This is a genomic window from Leisingera sp. NJS204, from assembly GCF_004123675.1.
Classification (GTDB): Bacteria; Pseudomonadota; Alphaproteobacteria; order Rhodobacterales; family Rhodobacteraceae; genus Leisingera.
Genome location: NZ_CP035417.1, coordinates 2,116,906 through 2,135,401 on the forward strand (window position 1 = coordinate 2,116,906; position 18,496 = coordinate 2,135,401).

The 18,496-nt window shown below is 63.1% G+C and carries 15 protein-coding genes; 7 read left to right on the top strand and 8 right to left on the bottom strand.

From position 1 onward, the window contains the following. Positions 1-426 precede the first annotated feature (426 nt). The 5 genes from lpdA to ETW24_RS10375 form a co-directional block, all read right to left on the bottom strand. Positions 427-1,821 (bottom strand): dihydrolipoyl dehydrogenase, encoded by a 1,395-nt coding sequence (gene lpdA, locus ETW24_RS10355; RefSeq protein ID WP_129370986.1) that lies wholly within the window; start codon positions 1,819-1,821, stop codon positions 427-429. Positions 1,822-2,092: 271 nt separating this feature from the next. Beyond that, positions 2,093-2,671, bottom strand: coding sequence for a DUF924 family protein (locus ETW24_RS10360; RefSeq protein WP_129370987.1), 579 nt, complete (start codon positions 2,669-2,671; stop codon positions 2,093-2,095). 138 nt (positions 2,672-2,809) lie between these two features. Then, positions 2,810-4,084 carry an MFS transporter gene (locus ETW24_RS10365; RefSeq protein WP_129370988.1) on the bottom strand — a complete coding sequence of 425 codons (1,275 nt, stop codon included), beginning with the start codon at positions 4,082-4,084 and terminating at the stop codon, positions 2,810-2,812. 166 nt (positions 4,085-4,250) lie between these two features. Beyond that, the gene (queA, locus tag ETW24_RS10370) at positions 4,251-5,336 is read right to left on the bottom strand and encodes a tRNA preQ1(34) S-adenosylmethionine ribosyltransferase-isomerase QueA (protein WP_129370989.1); all 1,086 of its coding nucleotides are present in this window, start codon (positions 5,334-5,336) and stop codon (positions 4,251-4,253) included. 61 nt (positions 5,337-5,397) lie between these two features. Beyond that, on the bottom strand, positions 5,398-8,796 hold the full coding sequence (locus ETW24_RS10375) for a YhdP family protein (RefSeq protein ID WP_254695739.1): 3,399 nt from the start codon (positions 8,794-8,796) through the stop codon (positions 5,398-5,400). Between the two features lie 153 nt (positions 8,797-8,949). On the opposite strand from ETW24_RS10375, the gene ETW24_RS10380 reads away from it, so the two are divergent. The 6 genes from ETW24_RS10380 to ETW24_RS25105 all read left to right on the top strand — a co-directional run bounded on the left by ETW24_RS10380 (position 8,950) and on the right by ETW24_RS25105 (position 14,723). Further along, on the top strand, positions 8,950-9,411 hold the full coding sequence (locus ETW24_RS10380) for a peroxiredoxin (protein ID WP_129370991.1): 462 nt from the start codon (positions 8,950-8,952) through the stop codon (positions 9,409-9,411). 244 nt (positions 9,412-9,655) lie between these two features. After that, positions 9,656-10,498, top strand: a complete 843-nt coding sequence (locus tag ETW24_RS10385) for a ferritin-like domain-containing protein (protein ID WP_129370992.1) — start codon at positions 9,656-9,658, stop codon at positions 10,496-10,498. Between the two features lie 180 nt (positions 10,499-10,678). Beyond that, positions 10,679-11,185, top strand: coding sequence for a hypothetical protein (locus ETW24_RS10390; RefSeq protein ID WP_247676700.1), 507 nt, complete (start codon positions 10,679-10,681; stop codon positions 11,183-11,185). Between the two features lie 212 nt (positions 11,186-11,397). Beyond that, the gene (locus ETW24_RS10395) at positions 11,398-12,729 is read left to right on the top strand and encodes a M23 family metallopeptidase (protein WP_129370993.1); all 1,332 of its coding nucleotides are present in this window, start codon (positions 11,398-11,400) and stop codon (positions 12,727-12,729) included. After that, positions 12,719-13,264 (top strand): bactofilin family protein, encoded by a 546-nt coding sequence (locus ETW24_RS10400; protein ID WP_129370994.1) that lies wholly within the window; start codon positions 12,719-12,721, stop codon positions 13,262-13,264. The genes ETW24_RS10395 and ETW24_RS10400 overlap by 11 nt, the downstream gene beginning before the upstream one ends. Positions 13,265-13,478: 214 nt before the next feature. Further along, positions 13,479-14,723, top strand: coding sequence for a calcium-binding protein (locus tag ETW24_RS25105; RefSeq protein WP_129370995.1), 1,245 nt, complete (start codon positions 13,479-13,481; stop codon positions 14,721-14,723). Positions 14,724-14,774: 51 nt separating this feature from the next. Here the strand turns inward: ETW24_RS25105 and ETW24_RS10410 are convergent, their stop codons facing one another. The 3 genes from ETW24_RS10410 to ETW24_RS10420 all read right to left on the bottom strand — a co-directional run bounded on the left by ETW24_RS10410 (position 14,775) and on the right by ETW24_RS10420 (position 16,957). After that, the gene (locus tag ETW24_RS10410; RefSeq protein ID WP_254695595.1) at positions 14,775-15,707 is read right to left on the bottom strand and encodes a DUF3179 domain-containing protein; all 933 of its coding nucleotides are present in this window, start codon (positions 15,705-15,707) and stop codon (positions 14,775-14,777) included. A 202-nt stretch (positions 15,708-15,909) separates the two neighbouring features. Next, positions 15,910-16,458: a peptidylprolyl isomerase gene (locus tag ETW24_RS10415; protein ID WP_129370997.1), complete on the bottom strand. Its 549-nt coding sequence runs from the start codon at positions 16,456-16,458 to the stop codon at positions 15,910-15,912. Beyond that, complete coding sequence (locus tag ETW24_RS10420) at positions 16,451-16,957, bottom strand: peptidylprolyl isomerase (RefSeq protein ID WP_129370998.1); 507 nt, start codon at positions 16,955-16,957, stop codon at positions 16,451-16,453. The genes ETW24_RS10415 and ETW24_RS10420 overlap by 8 nt, the downstream gene beginning before the upstream one ends. A gap of 139 nt (positions 16,958-17,096) precedes the next feature. Between ETW24_RS10420 and ETW24_RS10425 the strand changes: the two genes are divergently transcribed. Continuing rightward, positions 17,097-18,287, top strand: a complete 1,191-nt coding sequence (locus ETW24_RS10425) for a phosphoglycerate kinase (protein ID WP_129370999.1) — start codon at positions 17,097-17,099, stop codon at positions 18,285-18,287. Positions 18,288-18,496 lie beyond the last annotated feature (209 nt).

Sequence of the window (18,496 nt, forward strand, 5' to 3'; positions counted from 1 at the left end):
GAGCCGTTCAGGCGCATATCGCTGTGCCGGGGAGAGACAAGGCGATCCTTGTGCCGAAGAGGCGTGCCAGCAAGGCCGTCCGCACCACTCCGGCGATGCGGACGGGTGTCCATCAGCCGTCGCAACCAAAGGGCTCGCAGCAGGAAGCAGACAGTGTCGAAAAGGCGGAGGCCTCCGGCGGAGCCTTCAAGAAGAAGCGAGACCGTCGGCGGGACGATCGCTCTCACCTGCCCAACCTCTTCAGGATTCTCTATCAACCGTGGCGGTCCCACGGCACGCCAATGTCGGCAAAACTTCAAGGTCGCTAAAGGCCCGAAAGGAAAAACGGGCGGCAGTTTCCTGCCGCCCGTGTCCTACAACTCGGAATGGCTCCGCCTCACAGGCCGCCTTTCCAATTTCCGCTCCACAGGCAACTTGCCAGGCAGCTTACATATGGATCACCCGGTCATAGGCATCGAGCACCGATTCATGCATCATCTCGGACAGCGTCGGATGCGGGAAGACGGTGTTCATCAGGTCTTCCTCGGTGGTTTCCAACTGGCGGCCCACCACGTAGCCCTGGATCAGCTCGGTCACTTCCGCACCGACCATATGGGCGCCCAGCAGCTCACCTGTTTTGGCGTCAAAGATGGTCTTCACCATGCCTTCAGCCTCTCCCAGCGCAATCGCCTTGCCGTTGCCGATGAAGGGGAAGCGGCCGACCTTGATGTCATAACCCAGTTCCTTGGCCTTCGCTTCGGTATAACCGACCGAAGCCACCTGCGGCTGGCAGTAGGTGCAGCCGGCAATGCTTTCGGGCTTTACGGCATGCGCGTGTTTGCCCGCGATCAGCTCGGCCACCATGACACCCTCGTGCGACGCCTTATGCGCCAGCCAGGGCGCGCCGGCGATATCGCCAATCGCGTAAAGACCATCCACCCCGGTGCGGCAGTATTCATCCGTCACCACATGGGTGCGGTCGACCTTGACGCCCAGCTCTTCCAGCCCCAGGCCTTCGACGTTGCCGACGATGCCCACGGCAGAGATCACGGTGTCGAACTCCTGCTTTTCAACCTTGCCGCCAACCTCGATATGGGCCGTCACTTTACCCTTACCGCGGTCCAGCTGCTTGACCATGGCTTTCTCCATGATCTTCATGCCCTGTTTGACAAAGGCCTTCTTGGCAAAGGCGGAGATTTCCGCGTCTTCCACCGGCAGCACCCGGTCCATCACTTCAACCACCGTGGTGTCGGCGCCCAGCGTGTTGTAGAAGCTGGCAAATTCAATACCGATGGCGCCCGAGCCGATGACCAGCAGCTTCTTCGGCATCCGCACCGGGTCCAGCGCGTGTTTGTAGGTCCAGACCAGATCGCCGTCAGCCTCAAGCCCCGGCAGTTCGCGTGCCCGTGCGCCGGTGGCCAGCACGATGTGTTTGGCGGTCAGCTCTTCAGAGCCTTTGTCGGTTTTGACCGACACCTTGCCCTTGGCAGGAAGCGTCGCTTCGCCCATGACCACCGCAATCTTGTTCTTCTTCATCAGGTGGCCGATGCCCGAGGACAGCTGTTTCGCCACCCCGCGCGAGCGTTTCACCACCGCGTCCAGATCATAGCCGATGTTCTCGGCTTTCAGGCCGAAATCCTTGGCCCGCTCCATCAGGTGAAATACCTCGGAGGAGCGCAGCAGCGCCTTGGTCGGGATACAGCCCCAGTTGAGGCAGATACCGCCCATATGCTCGCGCTCGACAATGCAGGTTTTCAAACCCAGCTGTGCGGCACGGATGGCCGCGACATAGCCCCCCGGCCCGGCGCCGATTACGATCACGTCATAAGATTGTGCGGCCATAGTGCTCCCTCGCCCTCGAACAGGTTCCAAAACTAGTTTACCGTTAAACTATTTTTTTCTGCGCTGCAATCATCCTCTGCTGCGGCATAGCGGCCATGCAAGAAACAGCGCAACGCCGTCTGAACAGGCTATGCTGCAGGCAAACAACCCGCCAGCAGATTTTTGCGTTCGCCTTGAAAAGGCTGCAACTGGCAGGATCACAATAGAAAACGCCGCACCCCTTTCAGGGCGCGGCGTTTTCTATTGCTTCAGACCCGTGACAGGACCGGGTTCAGCCCGCAGCTTGCACTTGCCGCACGGTCTCGCCGTAGCCGCCCGCCATCACGTAATCCAGCTCCGGCGCGGTGCTGGCGCGGTGCAGCGCCTCGTTGCGGTAAGGGAAGCGGCCGAACTGGCGGATCACCTCGCGGTGGGCCCGCGCGTGCAGCAGGTTGCTGGTGCCGGTCTGGGGCATCCGTTCCAGCATCAGCCGGATGCAGCGTTCCTGGTCGCACAGGTTCTCGGAATGCATCAGGGGCAGATAGAAGAACTGGCGCGCCGGTTCGTCGATCTTCTTGTCCCACTTCTTGTTGATCGCCACCTTGGCCGCCGACAGCGCCGCCCGGTCAGAGGCAAACGCCTTGCCTTCGCCGCGGAACATGTTGCGGGGGAACTGGTCCATCAGGAGGATATAGGCCAGGGTGCCGCTGGGGTAGGTCAGCCAGAAGGAAAACCTGCCCTCGCAGGCCTCCTCCCAGGTCTTTTGAAACTTCGTGCGGATCTCTTGATCCAGCGCGTCATCCTGCAGATACCATCCCTTTTCCCCAACCTTATCGAGCCAGAATGCAAGTATCTCTTCGGGACCAGTCATCGGTCGTAACTCCAAGTTTTTCCTGACCCTAACTTCAGGCCATTTTACATTACCTTTACAAGTAACCTTGGGTCACAAATTGCGACAGGCAAGCCCTCTGTGTGAAATAATCCTCACAATTCCGGCTGGTTAGCGCAATCAATTATCATCAGCGGCGGTTTCCTGCTCTTCCAGCTCGGTCTCAATCGCGTATTCCTGGGCAAACTCAACCGCCACTGGCGTCGAGCTCGGATACATCGCGGCAAAGCTCCCGGTCTCGTCAACCGGCGTCGCAGCACGCTGGGTCATCCGGTAAGCCGCATAGGCGGCCATCAGGAACATCAGCGCCGCAATCAGTGCAAAGAAGCCAGCCGGACCGAACACCGCGTCGCTCATCAGCCAGCCGGTGATCATCGGGCCGGCAATGGCGCCCAGCCCGTTGATGAACACCAGCCCGCCTGATGCCGCCGCCATGTCCTCATGCTCAAGGTAATCGTTGGTATAGGCGATCAGCAGCGAATACAGCGGGTTCGACAGGCCGCCGATGATAAAGGCCGCAACCAGCAGCATCTTAAAGTCCATGCCGTAGATAAAGCCCAGCACCGCGCCGCAGCCGCCTGCAGCCGCCACCATCATGATCAGCAGCCGCCGGTCCATCCGGTCCGAGACCCAGCCCAGCGGATACTGCAGGATGGTGGCGCCGATATAGAAAGTGGCGATAAACAGCGACAGGTTGCCCAGGCTCAGCCCCGCAGCGGCGCCGTAAACCGCGCTCATCCCGAACTGGGCGGAAAACACGCCGCCCAGAATGAACATGCCGACACAGCCCAGCGGTGAAATCCGCATGATCTCGCGCAGGGTCATCGGCTTGGTGGTGTCAAACGCCGGGGTCGGCGAGATCGACAGCAGAATGGGCGCAAAGGAGATCGAAACCAGGATCGACGCGATGATGAATGCCTCGTAACCGGCTGGATCTCCGACCTGAATCAGCCCCTGCGCTGCGATGATGCCGACCATCTGCACGATCATGTACAGCGACAGCGCCTTGCCCCGGTTGGAGTTGTCGGCAGAATTGTTCAGCCAGCTTTCCGCCGTCACATACACGCCGGAAAAGCAGAACCCGATGATCACGCGCCCCAGCCCCCAGGCGACGGTATTCGGCAGCACCGGATACAGGATCATCACCGCCGAAATGAACGAGGCCAAGGCCGCAAACACCCGCACATGGCCAACCCGGCGGATCATCTCCGGCGCCAGCCGCGAACCGCCCAGGAAGCCAACGAAATAGGCCGCCATCACAATCGACATCTGGAAGGTGGAAAACCCTTCCAGCTCGCCGCGCACACCCAGCATGGTGCCCTGCAGGCCGTTGCCGACCATCAGCAGCATCATCCCCAAGAGCAGCGCCCATGCGCTCGACAGCACCTGCAGCATTTCATGCCTCCTTTGAAAGCAAAGCAGCCCTCCACAAGGGACGGGCTGCCATCACATTTGAATGTTATGTCCGGGCGATCAAGGCTCGCTTGGCCGGTATCGCTGATTCAGATTTCAATTTCATGACCCGGATTGCGCAATCCGGAGCCATGGTTGCGGCGCTTGTCTATGAATTCGCGCCGCTTTTCTGAGGTGTATCCGCCTTAGCCGGGATCAAAAGCGACGCGTCGCCATAAGAAAAGAACCGGTAGCGGTTTCCGACAGCATGTTCATAGATCCGGCGGATCTCCTCCTGCCCCATCAGCGCCGACACCAGCATCAGCAGGGTCGATTTCGGCAGGTGGAAATTGGTCATCAGCGCATCCGCCACCTGAAACCCGAACCCCGGATAAATAAAGATATCCGTATCGCCTTCCCAAGCGTGGATCTGCCCGTCCTTGGCGGCGCTTTCGATCAGCCGCAGCGCGGTGGTGCCAACCGGGATCACCCGCTTTCCTGCGGCCTTGGTCGCGGTGATCTCCGCTGCCGCCTGTGCGCTCACCTTGCCCCATTCCGCGTGCATCCGGTGGGTGGTCACATCCTCGACCTTGACCGGCAGGAAGGTGCCCGCGCCCACATGCAGGGTGACATAGGATACGTCTACCCCGCGTGCCTTCAGCGCTGCCAGCAACGGAGCGTCGAAATGCAAAGAGGCGGTCGGCGCCGCCACCGCGCCGGTATTGCGGGCCCAGACGGTCTGGTAATCGGTCTTGTCCTGCTCGTCCGCCGCGCGTTTGGCGGCGATATAGGGCGGCAGCGGCATCGCGCCGGCCTCAGCCAGAGCTGCGTCAAAATCGGTGCCGCTCAGGTTGAAACGAAGATGCCCCTGGCCTTCGGAAACCGTTTCCAGCGTTGCGCTCAGATCGTCCGAGAAAACAATATCTTCCCCCGGCTTGATCTTTTTCAGCGGTTTCAGCAACGCCGCCCAGCTGCCATCGGCGCGCGGCTCCAGCAGGGTCGCTTCGATTTTGGCCGCCACCGGCCCTTGGGCGCTGTCACGGTGGCGCAGCCCGCTCAGCCGCGCCGGGATCACCTTGGTGTCGTTCAGCACCAGCCGGTCGCCGGGTTGCAGCCATTGCACCAGATCGGTCACCTGGCCATCATGCAGTTCCCCGCCAGCAGCCACCAGCAGCCGCGCCGCGCTGCGCGGATTGGCAGGCCGGGTGGCAATCAGATCGTCGGGCAGGTCGAAGTCGAAATCGCTGAGTTTCATGTCGCGCGCTATAGGCTGTGCTGCAGGGGAAATCTACGGTGTTTTTCGCCGTTTGTCAGGGTCACTTGTCGGCGCCCCGCGGTGTCCGGTACTGCCTGCGCACTTCTTGCGCCTCTTCTTCTTCCGCCGTAAAGGCGCGCTGCTGGCCTGGCACCTTTGGCGCCGGCCCGCGGAAAATTTCCCGCAGAAAACCCGGCGCCAGACCCGCCAGCGGGTTGACCGAGACCGAAGGGTCATCCGCCGTGCCGCGCAAGGTGAAGGTAAAACCAATCAGCCCCTCGCCGTCGCGCGGCGCCAGGATCCTGCCGATTGCGTTGACCAGGTAGATCGGCGAAATCACGCCGCGCATGTTCAGGCGGCTGTTGTTCAGATCATAATTGCCGTCCAGCGACAGCCCCATCGACGGACCCACCGCGCTGCTTTGATGCAGAATCAGATGCGAGGCGCCCAGCCGGAACCGCCCGTTCATGCTGGTGAACAGGATGCCCTGGCCGGTCATCTCATCCAGCAGCCCGATCAGGCTGATCGCGTTCAGGATCGCCGCCATTGAAGGTGCATTGCGGATCCGGATGTTTCGCACATTGACCTTGCCGTCATATTCGCCCGGCTTGTCTGCCGGGATCAGGGTCATTTCAAAACTGCCGCCGCGGCCATGCTCGAACATGCCTGCCGAGCGGAACACCCCGCCCGCGTCATTGGCCCGGATCCGGGCCGCGGTGCCGCCATTTTGCGGCACCACAGTGCCCGCCACCGGGGTCTGGCCGTTCAGGCGGGCGGTGAATTCGCCGTTCATGCCGCCTTGGGTGGAAAAACGGCCTTGAAAATTCTGCAGCCCGATACTGTCGGTCACCTGCAGGTTTTGCAACCGCAGGGTAACCGGGCTCGACCCGCCGCCGCTGCTGCTGCCGCCGCCGCTGGCTGAGGTAGCCGAAAACGGCGAACGGTTCAGATCAAGCCGGCCGCCGGTCACCTCGATTGCGGGCGGCGCGGCACCGCGCCCCCGGAACGTAACAGATCCGCGGAACCAATCCCCTGCCCGCGCTGATGAGAACACCGCCTGATCCAGCCCGCCGCCTTTGCGTGTGGACACCTGCCCGGTGGCGTCCAAGCCAGGTGCCTGCAGCTGCAGCTGCTCAACTGCGGCGGTCTCACCCAGCAGCGCCGAAACCGACAGCTTCCCCTTTGCCGCTTCGCCCTTGCGCCAGCTGATCTCGGGGATCCGCAGGCCAAGACCCGTCAAATCCGACTGCAGTTCCAGACGCGGCGGCGCCCCTGGGGCCAGATCTACCGAATAGCGCCCCTGGCCTTTGCCAAAGACCGCCCCGCGCGGCAGGCCAAGATTAAAGGCCTCCACCGCCTGCGCCGACAGTTCAATAGTCCCCTCCACCCGGCTGTCCGGCGGCGCGTCCTTGCCGATCCGCTGCTGCCAGCTGGCCGTCAGCGGAACACCCGACAGGCTGCCTGCACCGCTGAGGCGCACTTGGCTCTGATTGCCCTCGACGTCCAGCAGCGGGGCCGCCGCTACATGCCCCGGCACCAGTATTCTGCTTTCCACAGCGCGAATCGTGCCGCGGTAATGATAGAGGATCTCCTCCACCGGCACCTGCTTTTGCAGCGGCAGCGCCAGCGTGCCCTCCGCCTCCACCAGCCCCTCGGCCAAATCCACCGGCAGGCTTGCCTTATCCATCACCCGCAGCGGTTCCCGGTTCAGCAGCGACAGCGCCGCCGTGGCCGATCCGCGCGCCATGATCCGGGCAATGCCGGGGGTGCCGTCCTTGGCCGACACATCCGGAATGATGAAAGAGGTGCCAGCCACATCAACCGCGCCGCCCTGCTCGGCCGTCACCGTGCCGCCAGAAGCTGTCACAACAAAGCGGTCGCCGTACAGGCTCAGCTGGCCCGCGGCCCTGCGCACCGGCGGCATGAATTTCTGAAACAGCACCTCGGCGCCGTCAAAGGCCAGGTCCAGGCTGACAAAAGGCTTGCCGCTGCCGCGCCCGCGCATGTGAAACCCGACATTGCGCACCTCGCCGTCCCGCAGGTTCTCCCGCACCCAAAGACGCGGATTCGGCGCCAGCGGCTCCGGCCACAGTTCCTTGACCCGCTGAACAGACACCTGATCAACGCTGCCATTCAGATCGTAATCCCAGCCCTCGGGGCCAGCACCGATATCGCCGTCAAAATGAATGCGGCTGTCCCCGTCGCGCACCAGCATCTCGCCCAGGCGCAGCCGGAACGGGGCAAGGCTCAGGTCAAAATCCGCATCAACGCCGGGAAATTTAATGGGGGTTTCAAACAGGCGGCGCGGGTTCAACTCCAGATCGGAAAACCGCAGCTGCCCGACCAGCCCGGACAGCTGCCCGTTTTGCACCCCGGCCAGGCTCGCCTGCCCCTGCATCACCCCGGACCCCCAGCCGCTTTGCACACTGAGTTCCGAGAACTTCAGCAGCTGCTCTGCCGGGTAATAGGTGAAATAGCTGCGCGCGCCGGTAATCGGCACCGGCCGGGTCTGGGCGGCCGGCTGGATCACACCTTCGCCGATGCGCAGGCTGGCCTGTACCGGAGCAATCCCGCCGTCGCTGAACACCTCGCCGCGCAAGGAACCGGAAATCGGCGCCCGCAGCACCCCCAGCCAGCCAAGCGCCGGGCTTTGCAGAGCGATATCCTCGCTGGCGATATCCGACACCAGAAACCCGAACTCCGCCTCCGGGCTGCCGATCCCGGAACTGTAGCTGGCCTCCACCGTGCCCACGCCGCCGCGTCCGCTCAGGACCGAAAACACCGCCGACAGAGACACCTTGCTGCCGTCACGCTTCAAACCGATCCGGCCGCCGTCCAAGGTCCAGGCGCGGCCCAGCCGGTCGTCGGTGTAGGACAGCGTCAGCGCGCTGGTCTCCATGCCGGCAAGCGCGGCCAGCACCGGTTTTTGCATCTGACTGTCCCATTGCTCGATCAGCTCAGCCAGATTGCCTGCCTGCCGCGACGGCAGCCCGCCGCTGGCAAAACTGATCGCAAAAGAGCCGTCCTTGTTGCGCCGCAGCGCCGCAAACAAGCCGTTCAGCGAAATCTGCTTGGGCTGCAGCTTGCCGCGCAGCAGCGGCCGCATCGCCAGGCTGGCCTGGGCATCGGCCAGCTGTGCAAACAGGGTGCCGTCCGGGTGCCGCAGCACCACATCCTTCAGACTGACCCGCGGCCGCAAGCCCTTGTTCACCACCACATGAATGGCACCGAATTCGATCTGCAGCCCGTTCAGATGCCGCTCGATCCGGGTTTCCACCCGGCTGCGCACCCAATCCGGCGCATTCAGCCGGGTGCCGATCCCGAAATAGACCGCAGCGGCTGCCAGAAAGCTCAGCAGCGCCAGCATCCAGATACACCCGCGCAGCAGCCGCCAGCGCCAGCGGCGGCGCGCAGGCCGTTGCGCCGTGCCGTGACCCGGCTCCGAACCGCGTCCAGGCACGGCTTCAGCACCCGGCCCCGGACCCTTCACGGGCACCGCCTCAGCAGCAGCGCGGTTATTCTCGCCGGCAGGTTTGATCTCAGCTTTCCCTTTGCTGCTCTTGGGTTATGTTTGCCGCGCAGAGATTTTGCGCAAATGACCGGAGACAGGCCAATGCTCGACGTATCAGATCCCGCCCCTTCCTTTACCCTGCCCCGCGGCGGCGGCGGAGAGGTCACTTTGTCCAGCCTCCAGGGCGCGCCCGTGGTGCTGTTTTTCTATCCCCGCGATAATACCCCCGGCTGCACCAAAGAATCCATCGGCTTTTCAGAGGCTTTGCAGGCATTCGCCGATGCCGGCGCTCACGTTTTCGGGATTTCCAAGGACAGCCTGAAGAAGCATGAGAATTTCACCGCCAAACATAGCCTGACAACGCCGCTTTTGTCCGATGCTGACAGCACCGTTTGCGAGGATTACGGCGTCTGGAAGGAAAAGAGCATGTACGGCAAGAAGCATTGGGGCATTGAGCGTTCCACTTTCCTGATTGGCGCCGATGGCCGCATCGCCCGCGTCTGGCGCAAGGTCAAGGTCGACGGCCACGTGGATGAGGTGCTGGCCGCCGTCCAGGCGCTCTGATCCGACGGCCGGGGCTCTCCCGCCTGCTCTGGCTGCTCTTTGATAAGAGCAGCCCTCACCGTTGGGCCGGGCGCCGCCCGCAGGGCGGCGCGCAGCGCGCCAAGGCGCGCTGCCATGCCCAAGGCTGCCAGGGTGATCAGCCTGCTGATCACCCGCAGGCGCGGGAGCACCGCCGTTTTCCGCTCTGGACTCCGGCTGCCAAATCAGGTGAACCCGGCGCATCCCGCCGATTGAGGAGACCCGTATGGACACCCAGCCCCTTTCGCTTGCTGAACGCGCCGCCGAGGTGCTGACCACCGCAGATGGGCGCGCCAAGACCGCGCTGTCCCGCCGCCATGCCGCCGAGTGGTTCGCTTACCGCAAAGGCGATGCGCCGGAAATCGCCATCGGCACCGCCACGCCGCCGATGCACCCGGCCCGCCCGGACCGGCCACAGCTGCTGCACCCGCGCGACGTGCCCAAACGCAAACCGGGATCCGAGGCCGGCCGCATCGCCCTGCTGCACGCGGTGGCCCATATCGAGCTGAACGCCGTTGACCTGCATTGGGACATCATCGCGCGGTTTTCCCATGTGCCGATGCCGATGGGCTTCTTTGACGACTGGGTCCAGGCCGCGGATGAGGAATCCAAACATTTCAACCTGATGTGCGACTGCCTTGAAGCGCTGGGCAGTCATTATGGCGCCCTGCCTGCCCATGCCGGCATGTGGCGCGCCGCCGAGGACACAGCCGATGACCTGATGGGCCGCCTCGCGGTGGTGCCGATGGTGCTGGAGGCGCGCGGGCTGGACGTCACCCCGGGCATGATCGAAGTCTTCCGCAAGGCCGCCATCACCCAGGCCGTGGACGCTTTGGAAGTGATCTATGCCGAGGAGGTCAGCCATGTCGCCTATGGCTCCAAATGGTTCAATTTCCTCTGCGGACGGGACAACCTTGACCCGAAAGAAGTGTTCCACACGCTGGTACGCAAGTATTTCCACGGGCCTCTCAAACCGCCTTTCAATGAGGAAAAACGCGCCGATGCCGGCCTGCCGCCGGATTTCTACTGGCCGCTGGCCGATCAGGACCGGGTGCTGCCCGGCAGCTGAACCGGACCTGCGGCCTGCGGCCGCCGCTGCACCGAAGGTCCTGTAACAATCCTCACAACAAGGCCCGGGCCGGATCACCAACCGGTGAGATCGCGCCGCAGCGAATTGACGTTGCGGCCCCGGTCCCGATGTTCAGCAGAAGCAAAGCGCCAGCTTACCCCGCACAGGAGACCAACTGCCATGATGATGTCCGCCGATCGCCGCGCCCGTCCCGCCTGCCCCGGCTTCAATGTCCAAACCCTTGGTCTGATGTTCATTTCCGGCTTCTTTGCCACCAACGCTTTTGACCTTTGGGGGCAGGTGATCAGCCCTGGCCTGGGATTCGCCAGCCTGTCGCCGCACGGGCTGGCCCGCAGCCTTCTGGGCAGCCTGGGTCTGCCAGACGGCGATTTTGCCGGCTATTTTGTGCATTTCTATCTGGTCGGCCTGATCGGCTACCCGGCGGGCTGGCTGTTCATCTTTGCTCCCGTCTGGAACCGGGTGGCTGGCGGCACTCATTGGTTGCTGCCGTCTGCGCTCTATGGCTTTGGCCTTTGGGTTTTTGCCATCGGCGGCATCACCGCCATCGCCGGGCTGCCGTTCTTCCTGAACTTCACCGGAATCGCCTGGGTCGCCCTGGCTGGCCACGTGCTTTACGGGATTGTCCTGGTGGCTATCCTGCGCCTGATCGGCCGCTCCCCGGATTGAGAACCGGATGAAACCCGGCAACTTAGCCGGGTCTCCCCGGCGCAAGCCCCGGTTTCTTCGGCAATTTTCCGCCTATCACACGGCTCCTCCCGCCGCTTCCCTGCCCAAAGGGTCAACAGGCTTGCCCAATGGCGCCGCCCTGTCTATTCACTTCGCCCAAGGCACCGGCTCCGCCTTGAGGGGCCTGTGCAGAACGGGACAGGGACCAGACTTTGCGCACACGGCTCGCGATCAGAATCCACAGCTTTCTTGAACGCCGCTTCCCCGAGCGGCGGGTGTTCCTGAAGTCCGACAACGATACACGCTTCATCCGGCTGCGATCAGAAACCCAGCTGGCAGCCGTTGCAGGCGTTACCCTGTTTACCGCCTGGACCATTGTCGCCACCGCGATTGTGCTGATGGACAGTATCGGGTCAGGCAATTTCCGCGAATTGGCCAAACGCGATCAGCAGACCTACCGCGAGCGGCTCAACGCTATCTCCGATGAACGCGACACCCGCGCTGTTGAGGCCCTGGCGGCGCAGGACCGTTTCAATGCCGCGCTGACACAGATTTCGATGATGCAGTCCGAGCTTCTGGCCTCGGAAACCCGCCGCCGCGAGCTGGAAACCGGCATCGAGGTTATCCAGTCCACCCTGCGCGACACCATGCGCCAGCGCGACACCGCCCGCAAATCCCTGGCGCAGCTCAAGGCAGACACCCAGGACGAGAACGCCCCTCACGCTGTCATCGCCAGCGCTTCGGCGCAGATGGACCTGCTGGCAGGGGTGCTGTCGGACACCGCAGCGGAACGCGACCGGATCATGGCCGATGCCCGCGACGCCATCGGCCAGCGCGACGAGCTGGAACTGGAACTGCAGCTGATGGACGAGCGCAACAGCCAGATTTTCCGCCAGCTGGAAGAAGCGGTGGCGGTTTCTGTCACCCCGCTCGACAAGATGTTCCGCAACGCCGGCATGCCGCCTGAGCGTATTCTGGAACAGGTCCGCCGCGGCTATAACGGCCAGGGCGGGCCGCTTGCCCCTTTGGCAATGTCGACCCGCGGTGAGGAACCCACAGCCGAAGCGTTGCGGGCCAACAGCATCCTGGCCAAGCTGGATCAGCTGAACCTTTACCGCCTGGCCGCCCAGCAGGCGCCTTTTGCCACGCCGGTGAACCTGGGCCAGGTGCGCCAGACCTCGGGCTTCGGCTACCGCCGCGACCCCAAGACCGGCGGCCGCCGCCTGCATAAAGGGTCGGATTTTGCCGGCGGCACCGGCACCGATATCTTTGCCACTGCCGACGGCGTTGTCACCCATGCCGGCTGGCAGTCGGGCTACGGCAGGATGGTCACCATCCGGCATGCCTTCGGCATCGAAACCAGATACGCCCATAATTCGAAACTCCGCGTTACAAAGGGCCAAAGGGTCTCGCGCGGGGATCACATTGCTGATATGGGTAACACCGGACGGTCCACCGGGACCCACCTCCATTACGAGGTCAGGGTCAACGGGCAACCTGTAAACCCCATGATCTACATCAAGGCTGCGAGAAATGTTTTCTAAAAGCAAAATCAACGAGCCCGGGCCGAAGCAGGCCGAAGCAACCCCGGCTCCCACTGCTGCGCCGGCGGCTCCGGTCAGCGACTACAGGTCCAGCGCCCCCAAGGCCAAGCCAGCCGCGTCGCTGCTCAGCTCTGACCTGCACATCACCGGCAACGTTAAGACCACCGGCGACATCCAAGTCGAAGGCACGGTCGAAGGCGACATCCGCGCGCATCTGCTGACGGTCGGTGAAACTGCCACCATCAAGGGCGAGGTCACCGCCGATGACGTGGTCATCAACGGCCGTATCGTTGGCCGCGTGCGCGGCCTGAAGGTGCGCCTGACCGCCACCGCCCGCGTCGAAGGCGATATCATCCACAAGACCATCGCCATTGAAAGCGGCGCCCACTTCGAAGGCTCTGTGCAGCGCCAGGACGACCCGCTGAACCCGGGCGGCCGCAAATCCGCCCCCGCCGCAGCACCTTCTGCCGTTCCGGCTCCGGCCCCGTCTGCAGCCGTAAAAGCAGCGACTGCCGCGCATAAAGCCGAGGGCTGATCCGCCGTTACTGCCGGATCCGGCATGACCATTTCAAAAGCCGCAGGCCATCGCCTGCGGCTTTTTTGTACCCGGTCAGCTTCGCATTCTGCCAGTCCCGCAACGGTATCTTGTATTCCTTACCTTGCACCCGCGAGTTGAGGCCGATAGTTAACACGGAAAATACAGGACTGCGGCCCGGCACGCGGCACAACGAAAAGGGTATTTTTGGGAAATGGCGACAGTAAACTTGAATGATCCGAGCGGAACCTGGTCGCTCAATGACCTGAACTCTCCGGATTTTGCCAACGCAAGCATCACAACGCAAACTTCCAGCCTGATTGTCTTTACCGGCACCAACGGGGCTGGCTTCAGCCTGACCGGGGATTTTTCCTCCGCGTCCCCTTATTCCTGGACGCTAAAGTCTCTCAGCATCACATCCTACGGAACTCCAGTTCTTTCGTTCTCCGGCTTTTCGATGAATTTCTACACGTTCGCCTCCTCCAGCGGCGCACGTCTGGAAGCATCCATTCTGGCCGGCAGCGATACAATCACCTCCAACATGGCCGAGGGACAGCGCTGGCTCACCCATGGCGGCAATGATACAATCAAGCTTGGAACCGGTGACGACACGCTGTACGGCGGCAGCGGCACGGACCGCCTGATTATTGCCGACACATTCGGCAATGCGTCTTTCTCCTCAAACTTCAGTACGGTCACAATCGACTCGGGCGATGGCCGCGATATTGTGTCCTCGATCGAACAGCTGGAATTTTCCGACCGGACCTTTGCCCTGACAACCGGCAGCTACAGCGGCAATTCCCTGACCGGCGACACATCCGCCGGGCTTTCCAGCGACCTGATTTTAGGCGGCGCCGGCAATGACACCTTGTCCGGTCTGTCTGGCAGCGACTTGTTGCTGGGGGAAGATGGCAATGACCGCCTGCTGGGTGGCGCCGGTCGCGATACGCTCAACGGCGGCGATGGCGATGACGACCTTTGGGGGGGCAGCGGACGCGACATGCTGATTGGCGGCATGGGCGATGATCTGCTGATTGGCGGCAAACACGGCGACAGGCTGCTGGGCGGCGGCGGCGCCGATGAGCTGAAGGGCGGCCATGGCAAGGACGTTCTGATCGGCAATTCGGGCAACGACCTGCTGGTCGGCGGCGGCGGCAGCGATACACTGAAGGGCGAGTCCGGGCGCGACATGCTGCTGGGCCACAAGGGCAACGACGTGCTGACCGGCGGCAGCAACGCGGATACCTTCGTCTTCCACAAAGGCCACGGCAACGACACTATCACCGATTTCACCGCCGGAGAGGACCGCATCGCGATCGGCCGCGGCGCCTCCCGGCTGAGCCAGCTGGATTTTGACAGCCAAGGCGATGACGTCCTGGTCTCCTTTGCCAATGTCACCATTCTGGTGGAAGACATCACCGTGGCGCAGCTGCAGGACGCGGACAACTTCCTGTTCTGACCGCTGCAACCATTGACCTGCTCAAGGCGCGCCCCGGCGGCGCGCCTTTTGTCATTTCAGCATCCACCGCCCGTCCGGCCAGAAGGCGTGAAAGGCAAAGGCAAACATCACATCATGCGCCACGTCGAACCCGCTTGCGTCGCGCACCCGGACCGAGCCGATGTCCCGCCCCTTGGCCAGCGTGCCCGCATCCAGCGCCGAGGCCTGCCCGGCCCGCCAGCTGAGCACCACGCCCGCTTCCCGGATCTCGCCCGTTTTTGCCAGCCGCGCCAGCGGCCAGGCCCGGCTGCCGACCCGCACCACCCGGTCCAGCGGTGCCAGCCCATGCGGCGGCGGGGTGCCGTCATACAGAAACGGCCAGTCTGACGTGTCATACCCCCGGTAAGGGTTTTGCCCGTAGCGCCTGTTATAGCCAGGCTGCGCCATCACCAGACCATCCGGGTTGCGCGCTTTGAACTCTTGCCAGCTTTCGACCCAGCTGGGCAGACTGGCCAGCCGCTGGCCGCTCATCTCGCCGGCAATGCCGGTGCCGATCGCCTGCTGCCACCAGCTTTGGGTTTCGCGGTCATACATCACCATGTCGGAATAACGCAGCTTGCCGGTGACCCCGAACCGCAGCACCCCCGCCCGGGTGCGCCGGTCGAATGTCATCGCCGAATTGCACAAGGGGCAATAGGTCACCGCCACCGGCACGCCTGCCACCACATCGTTCACGATCTCATGCCAGGTAAGGTAACGCAGCGGATAGGCGCGGGCCGGCGCGCCCTCTATTTCCAGCGCGATCACCGGCTCCCGCGGCGTCAGCCGCCGGTCCCTGGCCGCCGCTGTGAACTGCGGCGCATCCAGCGCCGGAATGCCGTCCTTGGGCACCCCGCCGGAGCGGATCTGCCCCCAATCCCCGACACTCGTCCGGCTGAAATCGGTTTTCGGCCATTCACGTTTCCATTGGGCAGGCTCAGCCTGCGCCATCCAGGGCAAAAACATTGCCGCACTCATCAACAAACGTCCCAGCATACAAAACTCCCTGCTGAACCCCCAGTATTCGGGACAAGCCGGGACTGAACAGTGGGAAACACAGGCTTGTGACATCATGTCAGAGGCTTGGCACAGCGCAGGGCTGCAACGGCAAAGGCCCGCCCCCGGATACCGGGAACGGGCCTTGGATTTTCCGGAAAACCGGAGGTCCTTATTCGGTGACGGTCACCTTGGTCATGGCGTCGGGCTGGCCGATCACCGCGCCGTTTCCGCCTGTGCCCAGCTTGATCGCGTCAACCACATCCATGCCGCCGGTCACCTTGCCGACAACCGTGTACTGGCCGTTCAGGAAATGGCCCGCATCAAACATGATGAAGAACTGCGAATTGGCGCTGTTCGGGTTTTGCGACCGGGCCATGCCGACCACGCCGCGGTCAAACGGCAGGTCCGAGAACTCGGCCGGCAGATCGGGACGGCTGGAACCGCCGCGCCCGGCAGCACTCATGTCGCCGCCGGCCTTGCCGAACTCGACGTCGCCGGTCTGCGCCATGAAGCCCTCGATCACCCGGTGGAACACCACGCCGTCATACTGGCCCTCAGTGGCCAGTGCGGTGATCTGCGCCACATGTTTGGGCGCCACATCCTCAAAGAGGTCGATCTTGATGGTGCCGTTGGCCTCGCCCTCGACCTGAACTTCCAGGCCGGTAGCAAAAGCAGGCCCTGCTGCCAGCAGAGCCACCAGGGACAGGCTTTTAAGCATCCGCAGCTACCTTTACGCTGATCATCCGGTCCGGGTTTGCCGGCGGCTCGCCTTTGGTGATCGCATCCACATGCTCCATACCCTCAATGACACGGCCATAAACGGTGTACTGGCCGTTCAGGAAGTGGTTGTCCTTGAAGTTGATGAAAAACTGCGAGTTGGCGCTGTCCGGGTTCGCCGAGCGCGCAGCACCCAGAGTGCCGCGGTCATGCGGCAGCTTGGAAAACTCAGCCGGCAGGTTCGGCAGGTCCGAGCCGCCAGTTCCCGCCATGCGGATGTTGAAACCGTCTTCCATGTCGCCATTGGCCACGTCGCCGGTCTGCGCCATGAAGCCGTCAATCACCCGGTGGAAACAGACGTTGTCGTATTCGCCGGCACGGGCCAGTTCCTTCATGCGCTCGGCGTGTTTCGGCGCCACGTCGGGCAGCAGCTCAATCACGACGTTGCCGTCTTTCAGTTCAACAATAACGGTGTTTTCGGGATCTTTAATCTCGGCCATCTGGCTCTCCTGTCGTCGAAATTTGCACAGATACCTAAGGCCAGCGCCCGGAAATGCCAAGGGAGCATTGACTGATGCGCAAAAACCCCCGAAACAGCCCGCGGATTTACCTGCATTTTCACCATAAGGGGTCTCGCTGATGGGCTGGAAAACACTCGACGACATGGATCTGAACGGCAAGCGCGTGCTGGTGCGCGTGGACATCAACGTGCCGATCGTCGACGGGGTTGTCACCGACTCCACCCGCATCCGCCGCATTGCCCCTTCTGTGCGCGATATTCTGGCTGCCGGCGGCAAGCCGATCCTCTTGGCCCACTTCGGCCGCCCCGGCGGCGAGCGCCGCGAGAACCTGTCGCTGAACCAGCTTGTGCCGACGCTGGAGCGCGCCTTTGAAACCCGCGTGTTGTTTGCCGCCGATTGCATCGGTGCGGGCGCCGAGGCCGCCGCAGACGCGCTGCAGCCGGGTGAAGTGCTGCTGTTGGAAAACACCCGCTTCCACGCGGCCGAGACCAAGAACGACCCCGAACTGGCCGCAGGCATGGCGCGCCTGGGCGAAGTTTACTGCAACGACGCCTTCTCGGCTGCCCACCGCGCGCATTCCTCGACCGAGGCGATTGCCCGCCTGCTGCCTGCCTGCGCCGGCCGCCTGATGCAGGCCGAACTGCAAGCGCTGGAAAGCGCCCTGGGCCAGCCGCAGCGCCCGGTCACCGCGGTTGTCGGCGGCGCCAAGGTCTCCACCAAGCTGGAACTCTTGGGCAACCTGATCGAGAAGGTCGACCACCTGGTGATCGGCGGCGGCATGGCCAACACCTTTCTGGTGGCCAAGGGCCTGCCGGTCGGCATCTCGCTGGCCGAACGCATCATGAAGGACACCGCAGCCGAGATCCTGGCCAAGGCCGAGGCCGCAGGCTGCGAGATCATCCTGCCTTCCGACATCGTGGTCGCCAAAAAGTTCGAAGCCCATGCTGAGCATGAAATCCTGCCCGCCGATCAATGCCCGGACGACGGCATGATCCTGGACGCAGGCCCGGAAAGCGTCGCCCGCATCATCGAGGTGTTTGCAAACAGCAAGACCCTGATCTGGAACGGCCCGCTCGGCGCGTTTGAGCTGGAACCGTTCGACGCCGCCACCAACGCCGCTGCGCTGAAAGCAGCCGCGATGACCCGCTCGGGCCAGCTGATTTCCGTGGCCGGCGGCGGCGACACCGTGGCCGCGCTGAACGCCTCCGGCGCGGCCGGCGATTTCACCTATATCTCCACCGCCGGCGGCGCCTTCCTGGAATGGATGGAAGGCAAAGAGCTTCCCGGCGTCGCGGCACTCGACCAGTAACCGGAAACGCCCGCCCGGTCAGCCGGACGGGCGCCTTCCGCGGGTTGCGGGTTCAGGAGCCCCCTTCCGCTCCCGGCCGTGCCGAGAAAAATCACCCTGTGGACAGTTTTAGGATTCACAAGCCGATTCGGTTGTGGCATAACAGAGGCAGACGCCGGGAAACGGCGCAAAAACAAAAACTTGAGCAGTAACATACAGGCACCTCCAAA

Coding starts and splice junctions, on each gene's coding strand:
- lpdA (WP_129370986.1), bottom strand. CDS start 1,821: ATGGCCGCACAATCTTATGACGTGATCGTAATCGGCGCCGGGCCGGGG.
- ETW24_RS10360 (WP_129370987.1), bottom strand. CDS start 2,671: ATGACTGGTCCCGAAGAGATACTTGCATTCTGGCTCGATAAGGTTGGG.
- ETW24_RS10365 (WP_129370988.1), bottom strand. CDS start 4,084: ATGCTGCAGGTGCTGTCGAGCGCATGGGCGCTGCTCTTGGGGATGATG.
- queA (WP_129370989.1), bottom strand. CDS start 5,336: ATGAAACTCAGCGATTTCGACTTCGACCTGCCCGACGATCTGATTGCC.
- ETW24_RS10380 (WP_129370991.1), top strand. CDS start 8,950: ATGCTCGACGTATCAGATCCCGCCCCTTCCTTTACCCTGCCCCGCGGC.
- ETW24_RS10385 (WP_129370992.1), top strand. CDS start 9,656: ATGGACACCCAGCCCCTTTCGCTTGCTGAACGCGCCGCCGAGGTGCTG.
- ETW24_RS10390 (WP_247676700.1), top strand. CDS start 10,679: ATGATGATGTCCGCCGATCGCCGCGCCCGTCCCGCCTGCCCCGGCTTC.
- ETW24_RS10400 (WP_129370994.1), top strand. CDS start 12,719: ATGTTTTCTAAAAGCAAAATCAACGAGCCCGGGCCGAAGCAGGCCGAA.
- ETW24_RS25105 (WP_129370995.1), top strand. CDS start 13,479: ATGGCGACAGTAAACTTGAATGATCCGAGCGGAACCTGGTCGCTCAAT.
- ETW24_RS10410 (WP_254695595.1), bottom strand. CDS start 15,707: ATGTTTTTGCCCTGGATGGCGCAGGCTGAGCCTGCCCAATGGAAACGT.
- ETW24_RS10415 (WP_129370997.1), bottom strand. CDS start 16,458: ATGCTTAAAAGCCTGTCCCTGGTGGCTCTGCTGGCAGCAGGGCCTGCT.
- ETW24_RS10420 (WP_129370998.1), bottom strand. CDS start 16,957: ATGGCCGAGATTAAAGATCCCGAAAACACCGTTATTGTTGAACTGAAA.
- ETW24_RS10425 (WP_129370999.1), top strand. CDS start 17,097: ATGGGCTGGAAAACACTCGACGACATGGATCTGAACGGCAAGCGCGTG.